The organism is Streptomyces sp. NPDC050433, from assembly GCF_044458565.1.
Lineage (GTDB): Bacteria > Actinomycetota > Actinomycetes > Streptomycetales > Streptomycetaceae > Streptomyces.
The window spans coordinates 167,634-187,611 of record NZ_JBITIB010000007.1; the positions used below are offsets into that span (position 1 = coordinate 167,634).

The 19,978-nt window shown below is 70.2% G+C and carries 12 protein-coding genes; 3 read left to right on the forward strand and 9 right to left on the reverse strand.

Translation table 11 applies throughout. The annotated features are described in order from the left end of the window. Positions 1–54 precede the first annotated feature (54 nt). The 4 genes from ACIBLA_RS11225 to uvrA form a co-directional block, all read right to left on the reverse strand. Positions 55–4,746: an amino acid adenylation domain-containing protein gene (locus tag ACIBLA_RS11225; RefSeq protein ID WP_399198423.1), complete on the reverse strand. Its 4,692-nt coding sequence runs from the start codon at positions 4,744–4,746 to the stop codon at positions 55–57. A gap of 96 nt (positions 4,747–4,842) precedes the next feature. Further along, the gene (locus ACIBLA_RS11230) at positions 4,843–6,447 is read right to left on the reverse strand and encodes an amino acid adenylation domain-containing protein (protein WP_399198424.1); all 1,605 of its coding nucleotides are present in this window, start codon (positions 6,445–6,447) and stop codon (positions 4,843–4,845) included. Positions 6,448–6,478: 31 nt separating this feature from the next. After that, a complete protein-coding gene (locus ACIBLA_RS11235; RefSeq protein ID WP_363241578.1) occupies positions 6,479–6,730 on the reverse strand; it encodes an acyl carrier protein in 252 nt (83 codons plus the stop codon). 98 nt (positions 6,731–6,828) lie between these two features. Beyond that, the gene (uvrA, locus tag ACIBLA_RS11240) at positions 6,829–9,804 is read right to left on the reverse strand and encodes an excinuclease ABC subunit UvrA (RefSeq protein WP_399198426.1); all 2,976 of its coding nucleotides are present in this window, start codon (positions 9,802–9,804) and stop codon (positions 6,829–6,831) included. Positions 9,805–10,032: 228 nt separating this feature from the next. Between uvrA and ACIBLA_RS11245 the strand changes: the two genes are divergently transcribed. Together ACIBLA_RS11245 and ACIBLA_RS11250 are read left to right on the forward strand one after the other, a co-directional pair. Further along, positions 10,033–10,719: a maleylpyruvate isomerase family mycothiol-dependent enzyme gene (locus tag ACIBLA_RS11245; RefSeq protein WP_363241582.1), complete on the forward strand. Its 687-nt coding sequence runs from the start codon at positions 10,033–10,035 to the stop codon at positions 10,717–10,719. A gap of 10 nt (positions 10,720–10,729) precedes the next feature. Next, a complete protein-coding gene (locus ACIBLA_RS11250; RefSeq protein ID WP_363241583.1) occupies positions 10,730–11,386 on the forward strand; it encodes an MBL fold metallo-hydrolase in 657 nt (218 codons plus the stop codon). A gap of 77 nt (positions 11,387–11,463) precedes the next feature. Here the strand turns inward: ACIBLA_RS11250 and ACIBLA_RS11255 are convergent, their stop codons facing one another. The 5 genes from ACIBLA_RS11255 to ACIBLA_RS11275 all read right to left on the reverse strand — a co-directional run bounded on the left by ACIBLA_RS11255 (position 11,464) and on the right by ACIBLA_RS11275 (position 18,784). Beyond that, positions 11,464–12,489 (reverse strand): TerC family protein, encoded by a 1,026-nt coding sequence (locus ACIBLA_RS11255; RefSeq protein ID WP_363241584.1) that lies wholly within the window; start codon positions 12,487–12,489, stop codon positions 11,464–11,466. A 242-nt stretch (positions 12,490–12,731) separates the two neighbouring features. After that, the gene (locus ACIBLA_RS11260) at positions 12,732–14,756 is read right to left on the reverse strand and encodes a TerD family protein (RefSeq protein WP_399198469.1); all 2,025 of its coding nucleotides are present in this window, start codon (positions 14,754–14,756) and stop codon (positions 12,732–12,734) included. Between the two features lie 184 nt (positions 14,757–14,940). Further along, complete coding sequence (locus ACIBLA_RS11265; protein ID WP_031231966.1) at positions 14,941–15,507, reverse strand: TerD family protein; 567 nt, start codon at positions 15,505–15,507, stop codon at positions 14,941–14,943. A 183-nt stretch (positions 15,508–15,690) separates the two neighbouring features. After that, positions 15,691–17,811, reverse strand: a complete 2,121-nt coding sequence (uvrB, locus tag ACIBLA_RS11270) for an excinuclease ABC subunit UvrB (protein ID WP_399198427.1) — start codon at positions 17,809–17,811, stop codon at positions 15,691–15,693. A 52-nt stretch (positions 17,812–17,863) separates the two neighbouring features. After that, positions 17,864–18,784: an MHYT domain-containing protein gene (locus tag ACIBLA_RS11275; RefSeq protein WP_399198428.1), complete on the reverse strand. Its 921-nt coding sequence runs from the start codon at positions 18,782–18,784 to the stop codon at positions 17,864–17,866. A 235-nt stretch (positions 18,785–19,019) separates the two neighbouring features. Between ACIBLA_RS11275 and ACIBLA_RS11280 the strand changes: the two genes are divergently transcribed. Continuing rightward, positions 19,020–19,928 carry a glycerophosphodiester phosphodiesterase family protein gene (locus ACIBLA_RS11280; protein WP_363241587.1) on the forward strand — a complete coding sequence of 303 codons (909 nt, stop codon included), beginning with the start codon at positions 19,020–19,022 and terminating at the stop codon, positions 19,926–19,928. The last annotated feature ends 50 nt before the right edge of the window (positions 19,929–19,978 follow it).

Consider the following 19,978-nt stretch of genomic DNA (forward strand, 5'->3'; position numbering starts at 1 on the left):
GGCTTGCGCTGCGTTCGACCCTACCGGGGGCGATTCCGGCGCCTTCGCCGGGCGTCACCTGCTCCCGCACCGGCACTGAACCTCCTTATGAGGGCGACGCGCGAGAGGGGAGGGCGACGGAGAGGACCTGGGCTTCGGCTGCGGCTGTGGTCTCGGAGCCGACGACGGGGCCGGGGCCGGGGCCGGCGACGAGGCCGACGACGGAGCCGAGGGCAGGGCCGGGGCGGCGGCGCGGGTACCGGGGACGGCTGGGGAGGCCGCCGGGGACGGCAGGAAGCCCGTGCGGGTGAAGTAGTCCACATACGTACGGAAGAGGTGTTCGTCGATGTCGGGGCAGCCGATCCCGGTGCCCTCCAGCGCGCGCCGGGTGTCCGCGGCGTCGAAGAGCACGCTCCCCTCCGAACCCCCTCCGCGCGTCTCGGCGGCCATGGCCGGAAGCAGCGGGAAGGCGGCGTTGCCGGGATCCGCCTCGGTGGCGGCGAGCCAGTCGGCGGCCGGGACGTCCCTTACGGTGTGGCCGAGGGCGCGCAGGCGCGCCACGGCGGTGTCCATGCGCAGAGGGCGCTCCCCCGCGAGATGGAACGTCCGCCCCGCCGACAGGGGTTGGCGGGAGAGCGCCACCACGGCGGCGCTGACGTAGTCCACCGGCACGAGGTCGAAGGCCGTGTCGACACCGGACGGGGCGACGCCCGCCTGGAGGCAGCCCTTCAGCAGCAGCCACATGAAGTCGCCCCTCTGACAGACGCCGGTGGTCGACTCGCCGGTGATCCGGGTGGGCCGGTAGACGGTGACGGGCAGCCCCCGGTCGCGCGCGGCCTCGGCGAGCCGCTCTGCGGCCCATTTGCTCTGCGTGTAGCCGTGTTCCAGCGCCGCGACCGGTCCCGTCGGATCCTGGGGGCGTACGGACCGTACCGGCCGTACGGGCTGTGGGGACCCTTCGCCCCCGCCGTACGCGCTCTCGGCCCCGCCGCCTCCGTACACACCGACGGTGGAGATGTGGTGGACGGGCACGGTGCGGTGCAGGGCGGCCAGCCGCAGGATCTCCTGCGTGCCGTACACGTTGGCGGCTCTCAACTGCTCGTAGGAGAAGACCAGGTTGACGGCGGCTCCGCAGTGGTAGACGGCGTCGACGGTGCGGGCGAGGTGGTCGAAGCCGGCCGCCGAGAGGCCGAGCCGGGGCCGGGCCAGATCGCCCGTGATGACGGTGACCCGGTGCTCGGTGGACGGGTCGCCGAGACCGTACGACTCAAGGGCCGAACGCAGTCGTCCTTCGGCGTTCAACTGGTCGCTGCCGCGCACCAGGCAGTGGACGGTGGCGTCGGTCCGGCGCAGCAGCTCCCTCAGGAGGAAGGCACCGAGGAAGCCGGTGGCTCCGGTGAGGAGGACCTGCTCCGGGTCGGGGACGACGCTGCGCACATCGTCCGCGGCAACGATGTCCGGGGCCAGCTGTATGTCGTCGGTGAGGTCGGGGACGACATGCGTACGCCCTCCTCCTGAGGAGGCGTCCACCAGTGCGGCGAGGCCCGCGACGGTCGGTGAGGTGAAGACCGAGCGCAGCGGCACCTGTACGTGCAGCTCCTCCCGGAGCGCGAGGACCAGCCGGGTCGCCAGCAGGGAATCGCCGCCGAGCGCGAAGAAGTCGTCGTGTACGCCGATGGGGCCGGGGCCGAGCAGTGCGGACCACAGGCGCGCGATCCGCTCCTGCGTGGCGGTCGGGGCGGCAGTACCGGTACGGGACCGGGCGACGGCCCGCGCCGTGTGGCGGCTCTCGTCGCGGCCGGTGCCCGCCGCGAGTGCGGCGCGGTCGACCTTGCCGCTCGACGTGAGCGGGAAGCGGTCGACCGGTATGCACCGGGCCGGGACCAGCGGGTCGGGCAGCCGGGCGCGCAGCCGTTGCCGTACCTCCTCGGGGCGTGCCGCCTCCGCGTCGCCGGCGATGTAGTAGGCCAGGAGTCGCTTGCCGGCTCCCGGTCCGAGGTCATGAGCCACGACTGCCGCGTCGGCCACGCCGCGCTGGGCGCGTACGGCGGCCTCGACCTCGCCGGTCTCCACCCGGTGGCCCCGGATCTTGACCTGGCCGTCGCTCCGCCCGACGTACTGGATCCGGCCGTCGGGCAGCAGCCGGGCCAGGTCACCGGTGCGGTAGAAGCGGCTGCTCTCCCGCGCGCCGGTGCCCGGAACATCGATGGGCACGAACTTCTCGGCCGTCAGCTCGGGGCGCCCCACATAGCCGCGCGCGACCACCGGCCCGCCGACGCAGATCTCCCCGACGGCGCCCGGCGGCACGGGCCGCAGCCGCTCGTCCAGCAGCAGGACCGTGGCACCGTCGACGGGGCGTCCGACGCTCGGCAGATCGGGCCAGTCGGCCGGGTCGGGGCCCAGCCGCTCCGCCGTCACGACGTGCGTCTCCGACGGGCCGTACTGGTTCTCCAGCGTGGCCGAGGTCAGCGAGCCGAAGAACTGCCGCAGGGCGGGGGTGACATGGAGCTGTTCGCCCGCCGTGAGGACTTCCTTGAGAGAGTCGCAGCGACGGCCTGTGGCGCACGCGTACTCCACCAGCTGCTGCAACGCGACGAACGGCAGGAACAGCCTCTCGACCCGCTCCGACGCGATCAGGTCGAGCAGTTGCCGCGGGTCTCTGCGGACGTCCTCGTCGACGAGGACGAGCGAGCCGCCCGCCGCCCAGGTGGCGAAGATCTCCTGGAACGCGACGTCGAAGCCGAGGGGCGCGAACTGAAGCGTGCGCGCCCCCTCGTTCGCGTCCGGCCCGGTCCCCGAGCGGCGGCGCTGCCACTCGACCAGATTGGCCAGCGGGCCGTGCTCCATGGCGACGCCCTTGGGACGCCCCGTCGAACCCGAGGTGTAGATGACGTACACGAGGTCGTCGGGTCCCACCGGGACGACAGGGCCGGTGAACGGCGGTCCGGTGACGCCGCGCTGCGGCACGTCCGGCAGGTCGTCGATGAGCAGGACGTCGACGCCCAGGGGCAGTTCGGCCGGCCGGCACCCGCGCTGGGTGAGCAGGACGTCGATCCCGCTGTCCCGCACCGTGAAGGCGATCCGCTCCGCCGGATGCGCCGGGTCGATCGGCACACAGCTGCCGCCCGCCTTCAGCACCCCGAGAACGGCCACCGGCAGGTCCGCCGTCCGCTCCACGCAGACGCCTACGGGGCGGCGTACGGCGCCCCGCGTGACGAGCAGCGCCGCGACGCGGCCGGCGGCGGCGTCCAGCTCCGCGTACGTCAGGGTCCGCCCGTGCGCGACGACGGCGGGCGCGTGGGGTGTCAGCCGGGCGGAGCGCGCGAACGCCTCGTGCACGAGCGGGACTTCGGGGGGCGGCGGCGCGCCGTGCGCCCACTCGGTGAGGGTCCGCCGTTCCTCGTCGGCCGGCATGACCGCCAGGTCCTGGAGCGCGGCTTCGGGGCGGGCGACGGCGTCGGCGACGAGCGTACGGAACCGGACCGCCAGGCGCTCGGCGGTCGTGCGGTCGAAGAGGTCGGCCGAGTACTCCCACAGTCCGCGGTACCCGTCCCCGTCGGGCACCAGGTGCAGGAACACGTCGTACTTGGCCGTGCCGCCGTGCACCCGGCGGCGCTCGGCCGCCACACCGGGCAGGGACAGCGCCGACGGGGGCGCGTCGTCGACCGCGAACACCACCTGGAACAGCGGGAATCGGCTGAGCGTGCGCTCGACGCCCAACTCGCGCACCAGATGGCTGTACGGCACGTCCTTGTGCCGGACGGCCGATCTGACCTGATGCTTCATCTCCACCACCAGGTCCGTGAACGACCGGTCGTGGCGCGGCCGTCCGCGCAGCGGCAGCACATCGGTGAGACAGGCGATGAGGTCCTCGGTCTCCGGCTCGTCGCGACGCGACACGGGCGTGCCGATGACGAGGTCGTCCTGGCCGGTGTGCCGGCCGATCAGCGCGGTCAGCGCGGCGGCGAACACCACGAAGCGCGTCGTCCGCAGCCGGGCGGCGAGGCCGCGTATCAGGTCACCCGTGGCGGCGTCGACGCCGAACTCGACCTGGCCGCCGTGGTGGCTGAGGGCCGGCGGGCGGGGGCGGTCGGCCGGGAAGGACGACTCGTCGGGCGCGCCGGCCAGTTCGGCCCGCCAGTGCTCGACCAGCCGTGCCCGATGGGCGCCGTCGGTGGTCCGCTGGCGCAGGGCGTACGGCCCGGACTGGACGGGCAGTTGGGGCAGCCGGGACGTTCTGCCCTCAACCTCGGCGCGGTACAGCTCGCTGAACTCCTGGTCGAGGAGGCTGAAGCACCAGCCGTCGATCACGGCGTGGTGGATCGCGACGGCGAGTACGGACTCACCGTCCGCGGGCAGGCGCGAGCCGTCGGTGTCGGTGTCGGTGTCGGTGTCCCGCACACTCTCGGCCGTCACGAGCAGCGTGGCCCTCAACAGCGGTGGTTCGGCGAGGTCCGTCTGCCGGGTGACGGCGTCCCTGAGCGCCGTTTCCCGCTCGTCGGCCGTGACCCGCCGTACGTCGACCGGGACCCGCATCGGCGGGAGGACGATCTGGCAGGGAGCGCCGTCCACCAGCACCAACCGGCTGCGCAGCGCCTCGTGCCGGGCCACGATGCCGGTCAGCGCCGCTTCCACGGCAACGATGTCGAGGGGGCCGCGCAGCCGGTGGACCCAGGACTCCAGATAGCGCGAGGTGCCCTGCTGATACTGGTCGTTGAGCCAGATCGACTCCTGCTCGAACGACATCGGATAGGTACGCGGTTCCATCGCTTCTCGCTTCGTGGTGCGAACGACTGGGACGGACCTCTGGGGGGTGGCGGCTGAGGCCGGTGCGGCGATATTCAGACACCGATCATGCGTCTATCAGCCCGGCAGGTCCAACAGCGCGGCGATGTCGATCTTTCCGTTGGGCGTCCGGGGGAAGGACCCGATCCGGCGGACGTCGTCCGGCACCTGCGCGCGCGGCAGTACGGCGGCGAGCGCTTTCCGTACGGTGCCGGGGTCGGGGGCGACGCCGTCGAGCATGCCGTCGGCGTCCCCCGTACCGCCCGTACCGCCGGGCGGTTCCTCGGTGTAGAACAGCGCGAGGCGTTCGTACGCACCGCTCCGACCGGTCACGGGAAGCACGGCGCACTCCCGTATGCCCGGCAGACGCAGGGCCGCGGTCTCCGTCTCGGCGGGCTCGACGCGCTGTCCGGCGATCTTGACCTGCCGGTCGGCGCGGCCGTGGAAGTGGAGCACCCCGTCGCTGTCCAGTCGGCCGAGATCACCGGTCCGGTAGATCCTCACGGGGCCGGTGCCGGGGTCGAACGTGGTGAAACTCTCCTCCGTCGCCCGTTCGTTGCCGAGATAGCCGTCGGCCAGGCCCTCCCCGGAGACACAGATCTCGCCGAGTGCGCCGGGCGGGACCGCGTGGTCGCCGTCGAGGACATGGACCGCGGTGCCGGGGGCCGCCGTGCCGAGCGGGATGCCGTACTCGGCCTCGCAGTCGGCGGGTCGGATGCGGTGGGTGGTGACGAAGACGCAGCACTCGACCGGGCCGTAGCCGTTGAGCAGTGTGATCCCCGGATGGCGGGCCAGGAAGGCCCGGATGTGCGGGGCGGAGAGCCGTTCGCCGCCGGTGAGGACCTGGCGCAGTCCGGTGAAGCAGTCGGGGTCCTCGTCCACGAAGAGATTGAAGAGGGCGGCGGTGAGCCAGACGGTGTCCAGGCCGGTGGACCGGACGAGTTCGGCCAGGTCGTCGGGGAGGAAGTAGTCGCCGTCGAGGAGCACGACCGTGCCGCCGGTGGTCAGCATGCTCCACAGTTCGAGGGTGAGCGCGTCCCAGGAGACGGGTGCGGCCTGGGGTATCACGCGGCCGGGGCCGAAGTTGGCGAAGCTGTCCGGGCCGAACAGCCGGGTGGTGGCCCGGTGCGGCGAGAGCACCCCTTTGGGGGTGCCGGTCGTGCCCGAGGTGAAGAACACGGTGGCGGTCGCCGCTCCGTCGACCGCGTCCGCCTCAGGGGCGGCGTCCGTGGCCGGTGCCCGTCCGGCCGCTTCGCTCAACTCCTCGGCGGGTGGGGTCCATACGGTGCGGCCGTCGGCGGCCGGCCGGGGCGGCACGCCCCCTCCGGGAGGCGGAACCACGACGACGGGCGGCGCCAGCATGCCGAGCACGGTCCGCAGCCGGCCGGCGGGCAGTTTCGGATCCAGCGCCGCGTAGGCGGCGCCGCGTCTGAGTACGGCGAGGAGCACGGCCACCAGTTGGGGAGAGCGTGGCAGCAGCACGGGCACCAGGTGTCCGGCACGGACACCGAATTGGCCCAGCTCGACGGCGTACGTCTGCGCCGCCAGGTCGAGCGTCCGGTAGCTGACGGGCCGGCCCGCGAAGACGAGCGCGGTGGCGTCGGGCCGGAGTTGGGCCTGTCGCGCGACGGCCTCGTGGATGAGCTGCGCACCGTTGAACCGCGCACCGAGTGTGCGGGACATGCGGGACATGAGAAGTCGGTCCCCGTCCCCGTCAGACGGCTTCGCCGCAGGCGATCACGGCGGCTTGGAAGTCGGCGACCGTCTCACTGTCGAAGACCGTGTCGGGAGAGACCCGGATGCCCAGCTCTCTCTTGACGCGGGTGCATATGCGTACCGCTTGGAGGGATGTGCCGCCGAAGTCGTAGAAGCTGTCGGAGGGCTTCAACTCATCGGCCCCAAGGACCTCTGCCATGATCCGGACGACGGAAGCGCTCTCACCGCGCTGCTGCTCGGACACCTTCATCTCGCATCCTGCCGATTGATGGAAGGTGCCCATTCTGACCCAGATCCCGCTCATACGTTCGGCCGAGGCGCCCGCGAGGGACGCCCCGGCCGCCGATGTCAGGACTTACGGGACCGCGCGGCCGTCTTCCTGGCCGCGGTCTTCTTCGCCGTCGTGCCCGTCGCCGTCTTCGCCGCCGTCTTCCGGGCCGGTGACTTCGTACGTCCCGAGGAAGCGGCGTCGCTGATCCGCTCCGCGTCGAGGATCTCCCGCAGGAACTTTCCGGTGTGGCTGGTCGCGACCCCGGCCACCTGCTCCGGTGTGCCCTCGGCGACGACGAGCCCGCCGCCGTTGCCGCCCTCGGGACCCATGTCGACGACCCAGTCCGCCGTCTTGATGACGTCCAGGTTGTGCTCGATGACGATCACCGTGTTGCCCTTGTCGACCAGCCCCGACAGCACGTTGATCAGCTTGCTGATGTCGTCGAAGTGCAGCCCGGTGGTCGGCTCGTCCAGCACGTACACCGTGCGGCCCGTGGACCGCTTCTGCAGCTCGCTGGCCAGCTTCACACGCTGCGCCTCACCCCCCGAGAGGGTCGGCGCGGACTGGCCGAGCCGCACATAGCCCAGGCCCACCTCGTTGAGCGTCTTGAGGTGGCGCGAGATCGTCGGGACGGCCTCGAAGAAGTCGAGCCCCTCCTCGATGGGCATGTCCAGCACCTCGGCGATGGACTTGCCCTTGTAGTGGACCTCCAGGGTCTCCCGGTTGTACCGGGCGCCGTGGCAGACCTCGCACGGGACGTACACGTCCGGCAGGAAGTTCATCTCGATCTTGATCGTGCCGTCGCCCGCGCAGTTCTCGCAGCGTCCGCCCTTGACGTTGAAGGAGAAGCGGCCGGGGAGATACCCGCGGACCTTCGCCTCCATCGTCTCGGCGAAGAGCTTGCGCACATGGTCGAACACCCCGGTGTACGTGGCCGGGTTGGACCGGGGCGTACGGCCGATGGGCGACTGGTCGACATGCACGACCTTGTCGACCTGGTCGTCCCCGTCGACGCGGGTGTGGCGCCCCGGCACCGACTTGGCGCCGTTCAGCTCACGGGCCAGGTGCATGTAGAGGATGTCGTTGACCAGGGTCGACTTACCGGATCCGGAGACGCCCGTGACGGCGGTGAACAGGCCGAGCGGGAAGGACACGTCGATGTCCCGCAGGTTGTTCTCCCGCGCGCCGTGCACGGTGAGCCCGCGGCCCGGATCGACCGGCCTGCGCAGGTCCGGCGTGGGAATGGCCTTCTTGCCGGCCAGATACTGCCCGGTGATCGAATCCTCGCTGGCCAGTAGCTCCTTCAATGTGCCGGAGTGGACGACCTTGCCGCCGTGCTCACCCGCGCCGGGGCCGATGTCGACGATCCAGTCGGCCACCTTGATGGTGTCCTCGTCGTGCTCCACGACGATCAGGGTGTTGCCCATGTCGCGCAGCCGGATGAGGGTTTCGATCAGCCGGTGGTTGTCGCGCTGGTGGAGGCCGATGGACGGCTCGTCCAGGACGTAGAGCACGCCGACCAGACCGGAGCCGATCTGGGTGGCGAGCCTGATGCGCTGCGCCTCGCCGCCGGAGAGGGTGCCGGCCGCGCGGTTGAGCGAGAGATAGTCCAGGCCGACGTCGACCAGGAACCGCAGCCGTTCGTTGACCTCCTTGAGGACGCGCTCGGCGATCTGCTTGTCCCTCGCGTTCAGCGTCATCTCGCCGAGGAAGTCGGCGCACTCGCTGATCGACATCGCGGAGATGTCGGCGATGGACCTGTCCATGACCGTGACCGCGAGGACGAGCGGCTTGAGTCGGGTGCCGTGGCACGTCGGGCAGGGCACCTCGCGCATGTAGCCCTCGAAGCGCTCCCTGCTGGTGTCGCTCTCCGCCTCGGAGTGCCGGCGCTTGACGAAGGAGACCGCGCCTTCGAAGGACGGCGTCGTGTACGCCCGCTCGCGGCCGTACCTGTTCCTGTACCGCACCTCGACCTGGGTCTTGTGGCCGTACAGCAGGGCCTTCTTGGCGCGCTGCGGCAGTCCGGCCCACGCGATGTCCGTACGGAAGCCGACGGACTCGGCCAGACCGCCGATGAGCCTGCCGAAATACTCCCGCGTGTGACCGTGCGACCAGGGGTGGATGGCGCCCTCGTCGAGCGACCTCTCTTCGTCGGGGACGATCAGCTCCGGGTCGACCTCCATGCGGGTGCCGATGCCCGTGCAGTCGGGGCAGGCGCCGAAGGGCGAGTTGAAGGAGAAGGAGCGGGGCTCCAGCTCCTCGAAGGACAGGTCGTCGTACGGGCAGTACAGATGCTCCGAGTACATCCGCTCGCGCTCGGGGTCGTCCTCGGGAAGGTCGACGAAGTCCAGCACGACCATGCCGCCGGAGAGCCCGAGCGCGGTCTCGACGGAGTCGGTCAGCCGGCGCTTGGCGCTGCCCTTCACCGTGAGGCGGTCGACGACCACCTCGATGGTGTGCTTCTCCTGCTTCTTGAGCTTCGGCGGCTCGCTCAGCTGGATGGTCTGCCCGTCGACGCGCGCCCGGCTGTACCCCTTGGTCTGGAGGTCCGAGAACAGGTCGACGAACTCGCCCTTGCGCTCCCTGATCAGCGGCGACAGCACCTGGAAGCGGCTGCCCTCGGGCAGCTCCAGGACCTTGTCGACGATGGCCTGCGGCGACTGGCGGGTGATGGGCCGGCCGCACTCGGGACAGTGTGGCTTGCCGATACGGGCGAAGAGCAGCCGGAGGTAGTCGTAGACCTCCGTGATCGTGCCGACCGTCGAGCGGGGGTTACGGGAGGTGGACTTCTGGTCGATGGAGACGGCCGGCGAGAGGCCTTCGATGAAGTCGACGTCCGGCTTGTCCATCTGGCCGAGGAACTGCCGGGCGTAGGAGGACAGCGACTCGACATAGCGACGCTGCCCCTCCGCGAAGATCGTGTCGAACGCGAGGGAGGACTTGCCCGACCCCGAGAGCCCGGTGAAGACGATCAGGGAGTCACGGGGGAGGTCGAGCGAGACGTTCTTGAGATTGTGTTCGCGAGCGCCACGGACGATGAGACGGTCGGCCACGCCGGTCCGCACCTTTCTGGAGAGAAGCAGGGGCGGAGCCCCCGTCCCAGAGTAATGGGGGTCGCCAGAGCGATGGACTGCCAAACGGAATGACCCGGGTCACTGGGGCACCGGGCTGCGAGGGCTCCTTTCCAGGATGCCTCCGAGGAGCTTATAGCACGCGCATTCGATTTTCGGCCCCTCGCTGCCACCTTCACCCGAAGGAGTGGTGGGGCTATGGTCGGCCCCATGCTCGATCATGTGCGCGACCTGGAATCACTGCGTGAAGCGACCGAGCGGCTCCTCACCGCAGCCGCCCGACTGGACAACGTCTCCGTGGCCGAGCCGTCACGGCTGCCGGGCTGGAGCCGCGGTCATGTCCTGGCTCATCTGGCCAGGAACGCCGACGCGCTCGTCAATGTGCTCGAAGGGCGGCAGATGTACCCGGACGCCGCCACCCGCGACGCCGACATCGAGCGGGACGCCCCGCGGCCCCTGGACGTCCAGGTCGCCGACGTACGCGACACGGCCGAGCGCTTCCGGCGAGTGGCGGCCCGCCCCGCGGACTGGGCACGCACGGTCGCGCTCCGCAACGGCGTGACGGACGTGGCCGCCCGGCTCCCGTTCCGCAGACTCGTCGAGGTCCAGCTCCACCATGTCGACCTGGGCATCGGCCTGGAACTCGAAGATCTCTCCGACGACTTCACCGGCCGCGAGATCGACTTCCTCACCGAGCGCTTCGCCGGGAACGCCGACGTACCGCCGCTCGCCCTCGCCTCCCCCGGCGGGCGCACCTGGCGCACGGGCCGCGCCGACGGCGCTCCGGCCACCGTCACGGGCTCGACGGCCGACCTCATGGGCTGGCTCGCCGGACGCCGCGACGGGTCGGCGCTCAGGACGACGGACTCCCTGCTGCCGGTGCTGCCTCCGCTATAGGCTGAGTCGTATGACATACAGCGGAGCCGTGAAGCTCGACGGACCGGCAGATGTGCACGAGTTGACCGACCTGATGATCTCCAAGGTCGCCGTCGGCGCGATGAACAACAACGCCTATCTGTTGCGCTGCCGGGCCACCGGGGAGCAGCTGCTGATCGACGCGGCGAACGACGCGGGCACGCTGCTGACGCTGATCGGTGACGACGGCATCGTGTCCGTCGTCACCACGCACCGGCACGGTGACCACTGGCAGGCGCTGGCCGAGGTCGTGGCCGCCACCGGCGCCACCACGTACGCCGGGCGGTACGACGCCGAGGGGATCCCCGTCCCGACCGAGGTCCTGGTCGAGGACGGGGACACGATCAGGGTCGGCCGGGTCGAACTGACCGCGCGCCGTCTCGTCGGTCACACGCCGGGCTCGATCGCCCTGGTCTACGACGACCCGCACGGCCATCCGCACCTCTTCACGGGCGACTGCCTCTTCCCCGGCGGCGTGGGCAACACGTTCCAGGACCCGGAGGCCTTCGCCAGCCTGATCAACGACGTCGAGACGAAGCTGTTCGACCGGCTGCCGGACGAGACCTGGGTCTATCCGGGCCACGGCGACGACACCACACTCGGCACCGAGCGCCCGCAGCTGCCCGCCTGGCGCGAGCGCGGCTGGTAGGGCGGACCGGGGCGAGTGGCTGATGCCACTCGCCCCGGTCTTGTGTCTCGTACGTCGCGATCCCGTACGTCGCGCGGTCAGGCGTCGATGTCTGCCTTGCCCGCGCTGTCCTTGCCCTCGATCTTGTCCCCGGCGTCCTTGCCCTCGGCCGCTTCGCGCTCCGCCTGCTTCTTGGAGGCGATCAGGCTGGTGATCGTGGTGACGATCAGCACACCGCAGATGACGGCGAGCGAGAAGGAGATGGAGATCTCGGGGACATGCACCCCGTTCTCGTGCAGTGCGTGCAGCACCAGCTTCACGCCGATGAAGCCGAGGATGACCGACAGGCCGTAACTGAGGTGGACCAGCTTCTTGAGCAGGCCGCCGATCAGGAAGTACAGCTGCCGCAGACCCATCAGCGCGAAGGCGTTGGCGGTGAAGACGATGTACGGGTCCTGGGTCAGACCGAAGATCGCGGGGATCGAGTCCAGCGCGAACAGCACATCGGTGGTGCCGATGGCGAGCATGACCACCATCAGGGGGGTCAGGACGCGCTTGCCGTTGTTGCGGATGAAGAGCTTCGTGCCGTGGTACTTGTCGGCGACTCCGAAGCGGTTCTCGATGGACTTCAGGAGACGGTTGTCCTCGATCTCCTCTTCTTCCTCGCCGGAGCGTGCCTCCTGGATGAGCTTCCAGGCGGTGTAGATCAGGAACGCGCCGAAGATGTAGAACACCCACGAGAAGCTGGCGATGATCGCCGCGCCCGCCGCGATGAAGATGGCGCGCAGGACGAGGGCGATGAGCACACCGATGAGCAGCACCCGCTGCTGAAGGTGTGAGGGCACCGAGAACTTCGCCATGATCAGGACGAAGACGAAGAGATTGTCGACACTGAGCGACTTCTCGGTGATGAATCCGGCGAAGAACTCGCCCGAGGCCTGGCTGTTGCCGAATATCAGCAGGCCGACGCCGAACAGCACGGCGAGAACGATCCAGACGACCGTCCAGATTCCGGCTTCCTTGATCGACACGTCATGGGGCTTGCGCCCGATGAGGAAGTCGACCGCGATCAGGGCACACAGACCAAGAATGGTCAGCACCCAAAGGGTCCATGAAACGTCCACTACGCCTCCGGCTTCGTACGGCTACTGATCAGCGTCGTCGCTGCCGGAGGTCTCTTCCACCCAGGGCGTCTCATCTGCGCCGGCGGGCCGACGCCCCGGGACCGATGGCGGTCCGTATTGACGGGTACGTCGCGGTGCGGGAGTACTCCCCTCCGTTCAATGGAGAGTACAGGAAACACCAAGAGAAGGTAAAGTTCGGGCCCAGGCGGGTGCTGAGGTGCAGGTCAGGGCGTGTGTACGGGTCAGCGGCGCCAAGCCCGGCGCGCCTCGGCGACCTGCTCCAGGACGCGTCGGAGTATCTGGCTGCCCGGCGGCATCGTCAGCGGTTCGAACGTCCACGCGTGCCCGACCCACGGGTCGGCGAGGTGGTCGTCCGCGACCGGTGTGATCCGCAGCAGCGAGCGCCAGAGCGGGTCGAGCACCGGGCCGTACGCGCTGGCGTCCTCCCGGTCGGCGACCATCATCAGATGGACACCGACGGCCGGGCCCTCGTCGGCGAGATAGCGCAGCTGGGTGACCGCGCGGTCGTCGAACCCGTGCGGGAAGTCGTTGACGATGAGCAGCTGTTCGCCGGTGTCGAGATCGGGCGGCAGGGAGTCCGCCGCGCCGCCCCTGATGGCCATCTGCACCAGGTCCACGCGCTGGGTGAGCTTCGCCAGCACGGAGGAGACGCCCGCGGCGCCGCTCGCCGGCGGCTGGCTCAGCACGCCCGCGCCGACCAGCGGGGCCAGCGACATGGCCGCCGAGCCGGCGGCATCGATCACATGGACCGTGAACTCGCCCGGCGGGTACGCCGCGAGGAGGCGCGCGGCATGACCGACCGCGTTGTCCATGGCGAGCCTGCGCAACTGCCCCTCGTCCAGCATCAGGGCGGCCTCCGAGCCCGACCGGCCGCTGTCGATCCACAGGCCACGCTCCAGGGGGAGCCTGACCAGCATCGGGATCCGCAGGTCCGTGCGCTCCGGCAGGTGGAGATCGCCGAGGCGCAGCGCCATCGGGTTGTCCATCGGGACGCGGTAGGCGTGCCAAACGGGGTTGTCCCAGCGGGCGTACGCGGGCGGCAGGGCGGGCTCGACGACGTCGGACTCGGCGGCCAGCTGGCCAAGGTCCCGGTCAAGGGCCTCACGCGCCTGGTCGGTGAGCTGGTCCCGCTTGGCGCGGGCGACCTCGCGGGCCGCGTCGCCGGTGCCGCCGATCCGGCTGCGCGGGTCGGACAGGACCCGGTCCAGTTCCTGGTCCATCCGGGACTCGGCGAAGTCGACGGCGCTGCGGTAGGCGGCGGTGGCGCGGGCCAGGTCCTCGAACATGCCCCACACCTGGTTGTACAGGCGCTCCTCCATGGACCAGCCGGTCGCGTCGCCCGCGACCGGGCGGGGCGTCTGACCGGGCTGCGCCGGCGGCGACGCGGGCGGCGGGGTGGGCGGAGCCGTGGTCTGCCGGCGCGGGTGGGTGTAGTTGACGCGCCCACCCGAGGTGCCGTGTGCGGCGGCAGCCGGCTGCTGGCCCTGGCCGTCCGCGGGGCCGGTCGGCTGGCCGGGGGTGCCGGGCCGTTGGTGCGGCGTCGCACCGGTGGCTGAACTCCCGCCCGGCGAGGCGCCGGCCGCGCCCGCCGCACCCGCCGCGGTCTGGCCGGGCTGCGTGGCGGTGGCGGACCTGTCGGAGCGGACACGTACGCCGTCCGGTGTGCCGGTCAGCGGGGCCTGGATGGCGCTGGCCATGTGCCGGGCCACCGCCTCCTGGATCCCGGCGGCGAACTCGCGGGCCCCCGGCAGGCCCTGGTCGCCGAACAGCTCGGCGAGCCCGCCCGCGTACCCCTGGCCGACGGCGCGGACCTTCCAGGCGCCCTGGCGGCGGTAGAGCTCCAGGGCGACGACGGCGGACTCCGCCTCCAGGCCGGTGATGGTGAAGCTGGCGATCTCGGTGCCGTCGGTGGCGGTGACGGCGGCGAACGGGGCGGCCGTGGTGCCGAACCTGGCGGGGCCGCCGACCCCTTCGGGGAGCGCGAGCAGTACGTGCACCAGATGCGCGCGGTCGGGCACGGCCTCCAGGTCGACATGGAAGCGCAGGCCGGCGGCGGCCTGCCGGGACACCTCGATGCCGGGCAGCGTGGGCGAGCCGGGATGGGCGACCCACTCGATGCCGAGGACCGTGCCCCGGTCGTCGCCGAGGGTGGCACACGCCATGACCGGTGCTCCGGCCGTCACCCGGATCTCAAGTCGGCTGTGTGGCAAGGGATGGTTCTGCCCCCGGACCAGCTCGGCCGTCATCGCCTCTGTCCCCTCGTCGGTCACGCGTCGGTGCCCCGTAGTGATGTCGTTCTGTGGTGCTGCGTCGTGTCGTACGTGTCGTGTCGTGCGGTGGTGCGTGCGTCGTGCCGTACCTCTCGCCAACCGGTACAGCTCCCGGCGGCCTTGCCTCCGGGAGCTGCACGTGCGCTGGCGAGAGCCGTGCCTACAGGTGCGGCAGGATCGCCGGCATCAGGTCCTGGAACGTCCGGCCGTTGGCCGGGTTGCCCAGGGCTGTCATCTGCCAGCCGGCGCCGGCGCGGTGCACCTTGGCCATGATCTGCGCGGTGTACTGACCGCCGCCGTCGAGTGTGTAACGGGCGAGCTCGTCGCCGTTGGTCTCGTCGACGATGCGGCAGAAGGCGTTCTGCACCTCCTGGAACGTCTGGCCGGTGAACGAGTTCACCGTGAAGACGATCTGGTCGATGTGCACCGGAACGCGCTGGAGGTCGACGAGGATCGCCTCGTCGTCGCCGCCCTGTCCGGCACCGCCGACGAGATTGTCACCGGTGTGCCGCACGGAGCCGTCGTCGCTGACAAGGTGGCGGAAGAAGACCACGTCGACCGGCTGCTTGTCGGCGAAGAGCACGGCCGAGGCGTCCAGGTCGATTTCGCGGGTGCGTGACCCGAACAGGCCGCGACGCGGGGCGGCTTGCCAGCCCAGCCCCATACGGACCGCGGTCAGGGTGCCGCCGCCCCTCTTCTCCAGGCTGATGGCCTGCCCCTTGGTCAGGTTGACCCCAGGGCCCCCGGGCGCACTGCCCTTGGATACGTCCACCACGCGCTGTCCCCTCTCGGAATTTCCCCGCAACCGTCCATGTGTGCGGTTGTCCCGTACCCTACGCAGTCGCACTGACAGCGCAGGAGACTTCGGCCGTTTTTGTGTCGGTCTTGAAACACACCAGGTGCGGCGGCGTCAGGCGAGCCCCACTTCTCTCATCTGCCGCAGCTCCTTCTTCAGTTCACTCACTTCGTCACGCAGCCGAGCGGCCACTTCGAATTGCAGATCGGCGGCTGCCGCGCGCATGCGATCGGTCATCTCCTCGATGATCCCGGCCAGTTCGGCCGCGGGCCGGTCGGTGACCACCGCGCCCTGCTTGCCCGCCTTGTCCGCCCGGCCGGAGAGCGCCGGCACCGGGGCCTTCGCCTGCTTGCCCTCCTTGCCCTGGCGGTAGCCCGTACCGAGCAGTTGCTCGGTGTCGACCTCTTCACGCGCGATGGTCGCGACGATGTCGTTGATCTTCTTCCGCAGCGGCTGCGGGTCGAGTCCGCGCTCGGTGTTGTACGCGATCTGCTTCTCGCGGCGGCGGTTGGTCTCGTCGATGGCCTGCTCCATCGCCGGGGTGATCTTGTCCGCGTACATATGGACCTGACCCGAGACGTTGCGCGCCGCGCGGCCGATCGTCTGGATCAGCGATGTCCCCGACCGCAGGAAGCCCTGCTTGTCCGCGTCGAGGATCGCCACGAGCGACACCTCGGGGAGGTCGAGGCCCTCCCTCAGGAGGTTGATGCCGACGAGGACGTCGTACTCCCCCGCGCGCAGTTCGCGCAGCAGCTCGATACGGCGCAGGGTGTCGACGTCGCTGTGCAGATAGCGGACCTGCACGCCCAGTTCGAGGAAGTAGTCCGTCAGGTCCTCGGCCATCTTCTTGGTGAGGGTGGTGACCAGGACCCGCTCGTCCTTCTCGGTGCGGTCGCGGATCTCGTGCACCAGGTCGTCGATCTGCCCCTCGGTGGGCTTGACGACGACTTCCGGGTCGACCAGCCCGGTGGGGCGGATGATCTGCTCCACGAATCCGTCGCCGCGGGAGAGTTCGTACTTGCCGGGGGTGGCCGACAGATAGACCGTCTGGCCGACGCGCTCCTGGAACTCCTCCCACTTCAGCGGGCGGTTGTCCAGCGCGGAGGGCAGCCGGAAGCCGTGGTCCACCAGGGTGCGCTTGCGGGACGCGTCGCCCTCGTACATCGCGCCGATCTGCGGCACCGTGACGTGCGACTCGTCGATGACCAGCAGGAAGTCCTCGGGGAAGTAGTCGAGGAGGGTGTTGGGCGCGGTGCCGGGCGAGCGGTCGTCGAAGTGCATCGAGTAGTTCTCGATACCGGAGCAGGAACCGATCTGGCGCATCATCTCGATGTCGTACGTGGTTCGCATGCGCAGCCGCTGGGACTCCAGGAGCTTGCCCTGCCGGTCCAGCTCGGCCAGGCGCTCCTCCAGCTCGCGCTCGATGCCGTTGACGGCCTTCTCCATGCGCTCGGGCCCCGCCACGTAGTGGCTGGCCGGGAAGACATACAGCTCCTGGTCCTCGCTGATGATCTCGCCGGTGAGGGGGTGGAGGGTGGAAAGGGCCTCGATCTCGTCGCCGAACATCTCGATGCGGACGGCCAGTTCCTCGTAGACCGGGAAGATCTCGATGGTGTCGCCGCGGACCCGGAAGGTGCCGCGCGTGAACGCCATGTCGTTGCGCGTGTACTGGATGTCGACGAAGCGGCGCAGCAGCTGGTCGCGGTCGTACTCCTCGCCGACCTTCAGGGGCACCATCCGGTCCACGTACTCCTGGGGCGTACCCAGGCCGTAGATGCAGGAGACGGACGCGACCACGACCACGTCACGGCGGGTGAGCAGCGAATTCGTCGCCGAATGGCGCAACCGCTCGACCTCGTCGTTGACCGAGGAGTCCTTCTCGATGTAGGTGTCCGACTGGGGGACGTACGCCTCCGGCTGGTAGTAGTCGTAGTACGAGACGAAGTACTCGACGGCGTTGTTGGGCAGCAGCTCGCGGAACTCGTTCGCCAGCTGGGCCGCCAGCGTCTTGTTCGGAGCCATCACCAGGGTGGGGCGCTGAAGCTTCTCGATCATCCAGGCCGTGGTGGCCGACTTGCCGGTGCCCGTCGCACCGAGCAGGACGACATCCTGCTCACCTGCGCGGATGCGGCGCTCCAGGTCCGCGATCGCCGTCGGCTGGTCGCCGCTTGGCTCGTAGGAGCTGATGACCTCAAAAGGCGCCAAAGTACGTTCGATCTTGGAAACTGGCCGCATGTACCCACCGTACGACCACCCACTGACAGTCGAGGGTGGATGCCCGGTCGGATCACCAGTCGTGGATGTCCCGCGACCCGCCCCCGGACCGCCTGGACACCGTCTCCTCGGCCGTTTCCCCGTACCTGGGCTCCCACCCGGCCGGCTGCGCCGGTATGCCGGGCAGGGCCCGCTCGTGGCGTCCTCGGCCCTGCTGGTTCCGGAGCACGGGGCCGCTCCGCTCCGGGCCGCCCATGACCATCAGCGGGTCGAAGATCACCACGACGGCCGCCAGCAGCAGGAAGACGCCGGGCCCCACCAGCATGGGACCGAGCAGTGTGCTGGCCGGTTCGGCTCCGTCGGCCCCGTCGGCGGAGGCGCCGGACGTCCGCAGATGGACGTGGACGGCGGCCATGCCCATGTAGTGCATCCCGGTGACCGCGACCCCCATGGCGAGGCTGGCTGCGAGGCTCATCAGCAGGCTGTGGACGGACACGGCGGCCCAGAGCGCCGTGGTGGCCGCCACGACAGCGATCACGACGGAGCCGCCGACGGTCACCGTGTCGTAGCCGAGTCTGCCCTCCAGACGGATTCCGGCCATTCCCAGGTAGTGCATGCTCGCTATGCCGAGACCGGTGACCGTACCGCCGGTGACCAGGGCCATCGTGGTCGTGCCCCGGTAACCCACGATGAAGATGCCGAGGCCGACCATGACGATCGCGAGGGCGAGGCTGGCGAGGGTCGTGGCCGGGTCGTAGGCGACGGGTGTCTCCGCCACGGCGAAGCCCATCATGGCGATGAAGTGCATCGTCCAGACGCCCGAGCCGATCGCGGTGGCGCCGAGCGCGAGCCAGCCGGCCTTGCGTCCGCGCTCGGCCGTGTGCAGGGATCTCATGGCGCAGCGCAGGCCCAGCGCGCCGCCGAGGCAGGCCATGAGGAAGGCCGCCACGGGGGTGATCAGGCCGTAGCTGAATCCTTCGGTGGTGCCCTGCATGCGGTACGCCCTTCGCTCCTGATGAGCCGTCTGCGGAAGCGTTGGTTCGGGGGCGAGGGTATGACCAGCGGCACGGCAAGCAAACATCAGGTCACCCCTTTGTCGACTTGGAGACCGCCTCCGGGCCCGGCGAGGGCGCATTCCGTTCACGTTGTGGCCAACCTTCGCCTGTCGCGTGTTGGCCGCCGACTGTCACTCTCGGCCCGTCTGTGATCGATCGACGCAAGGAGTTCACGTGTACGCACGCACCTCTGTGACCGCGACCGTCGCACTGCTGGGAGCCGTCGCGCTGGTCCTGCCGGGGACCACGTCGGCCGCCGCGCCGCGCGCCACGGCCCCCGAGACGTCCCCCGCGTCGGCGCGGGACGACGCCGATCCGCTGGTCATCGCGCACCGCGGCGCCTCCGCCTACGCGCCGGAGAACACCCTCGCCGCCGTCGACAAGGCCGAGGAGCTGGGCATCGACTGGGTGGAGAACGACGTCCAGCGTACGAAGGACGGCGAGCTGGTCGTCCTGCACGACACCGACCTCAAGCGCACCACCGACGTCGAGCAGGTCTTCCCCGACCGCGCTCCGTGGAATGTGAAGGACTTCACCGCCGCGGAGGTCGCGCGGCTGGACGCGGGCAGCTGGTTCGGCGCCGAGTGGGCGGGCGCGGGGGTGCCGACGCTGAAGGAGTATCTGGACGCCGTCGAGGACAACCGGCAGAAGCTTCTTCTGGAGATCAAGGCGCCCGAGCAGTATCCGGGCATCGAGAAGGACGTCCTGCGCGTGCTCCGCGCGGAGGGCTGGCTGGACCCGGCGCACGTGCGCAACAAGCTCGTCATCCAGAGCTTCGGCGCGGACAGTGTGAAGGCCGTGCACGCGCAGCGGCCCGACGTGATCACGGGTTTCCTCGGTACGCCGGCGGTGGCCGACCTGCCGTCGTACGCGAAGTTCACCGACCAGATCAACCCGCATCACTCCTCGCTCACCGCCGAGTACGTGGCCGCCGTGCACCGGCTGAAGGGCGCGCACGGCAAGCGGCTCCAGGTCAACACCTGGACGGTCAACGACGCCGCGGGCGCTCTGCGCGTGGACGGGTTCGGCGTGGACGGCATCATCACCAACAACCCGGACGTGGTGCGGGACGCGGTGGGCTGACGAGCGGGGCCGGTGCGGGGTCGAAAGCCGTTGTCAGACCCTGGCCGTAG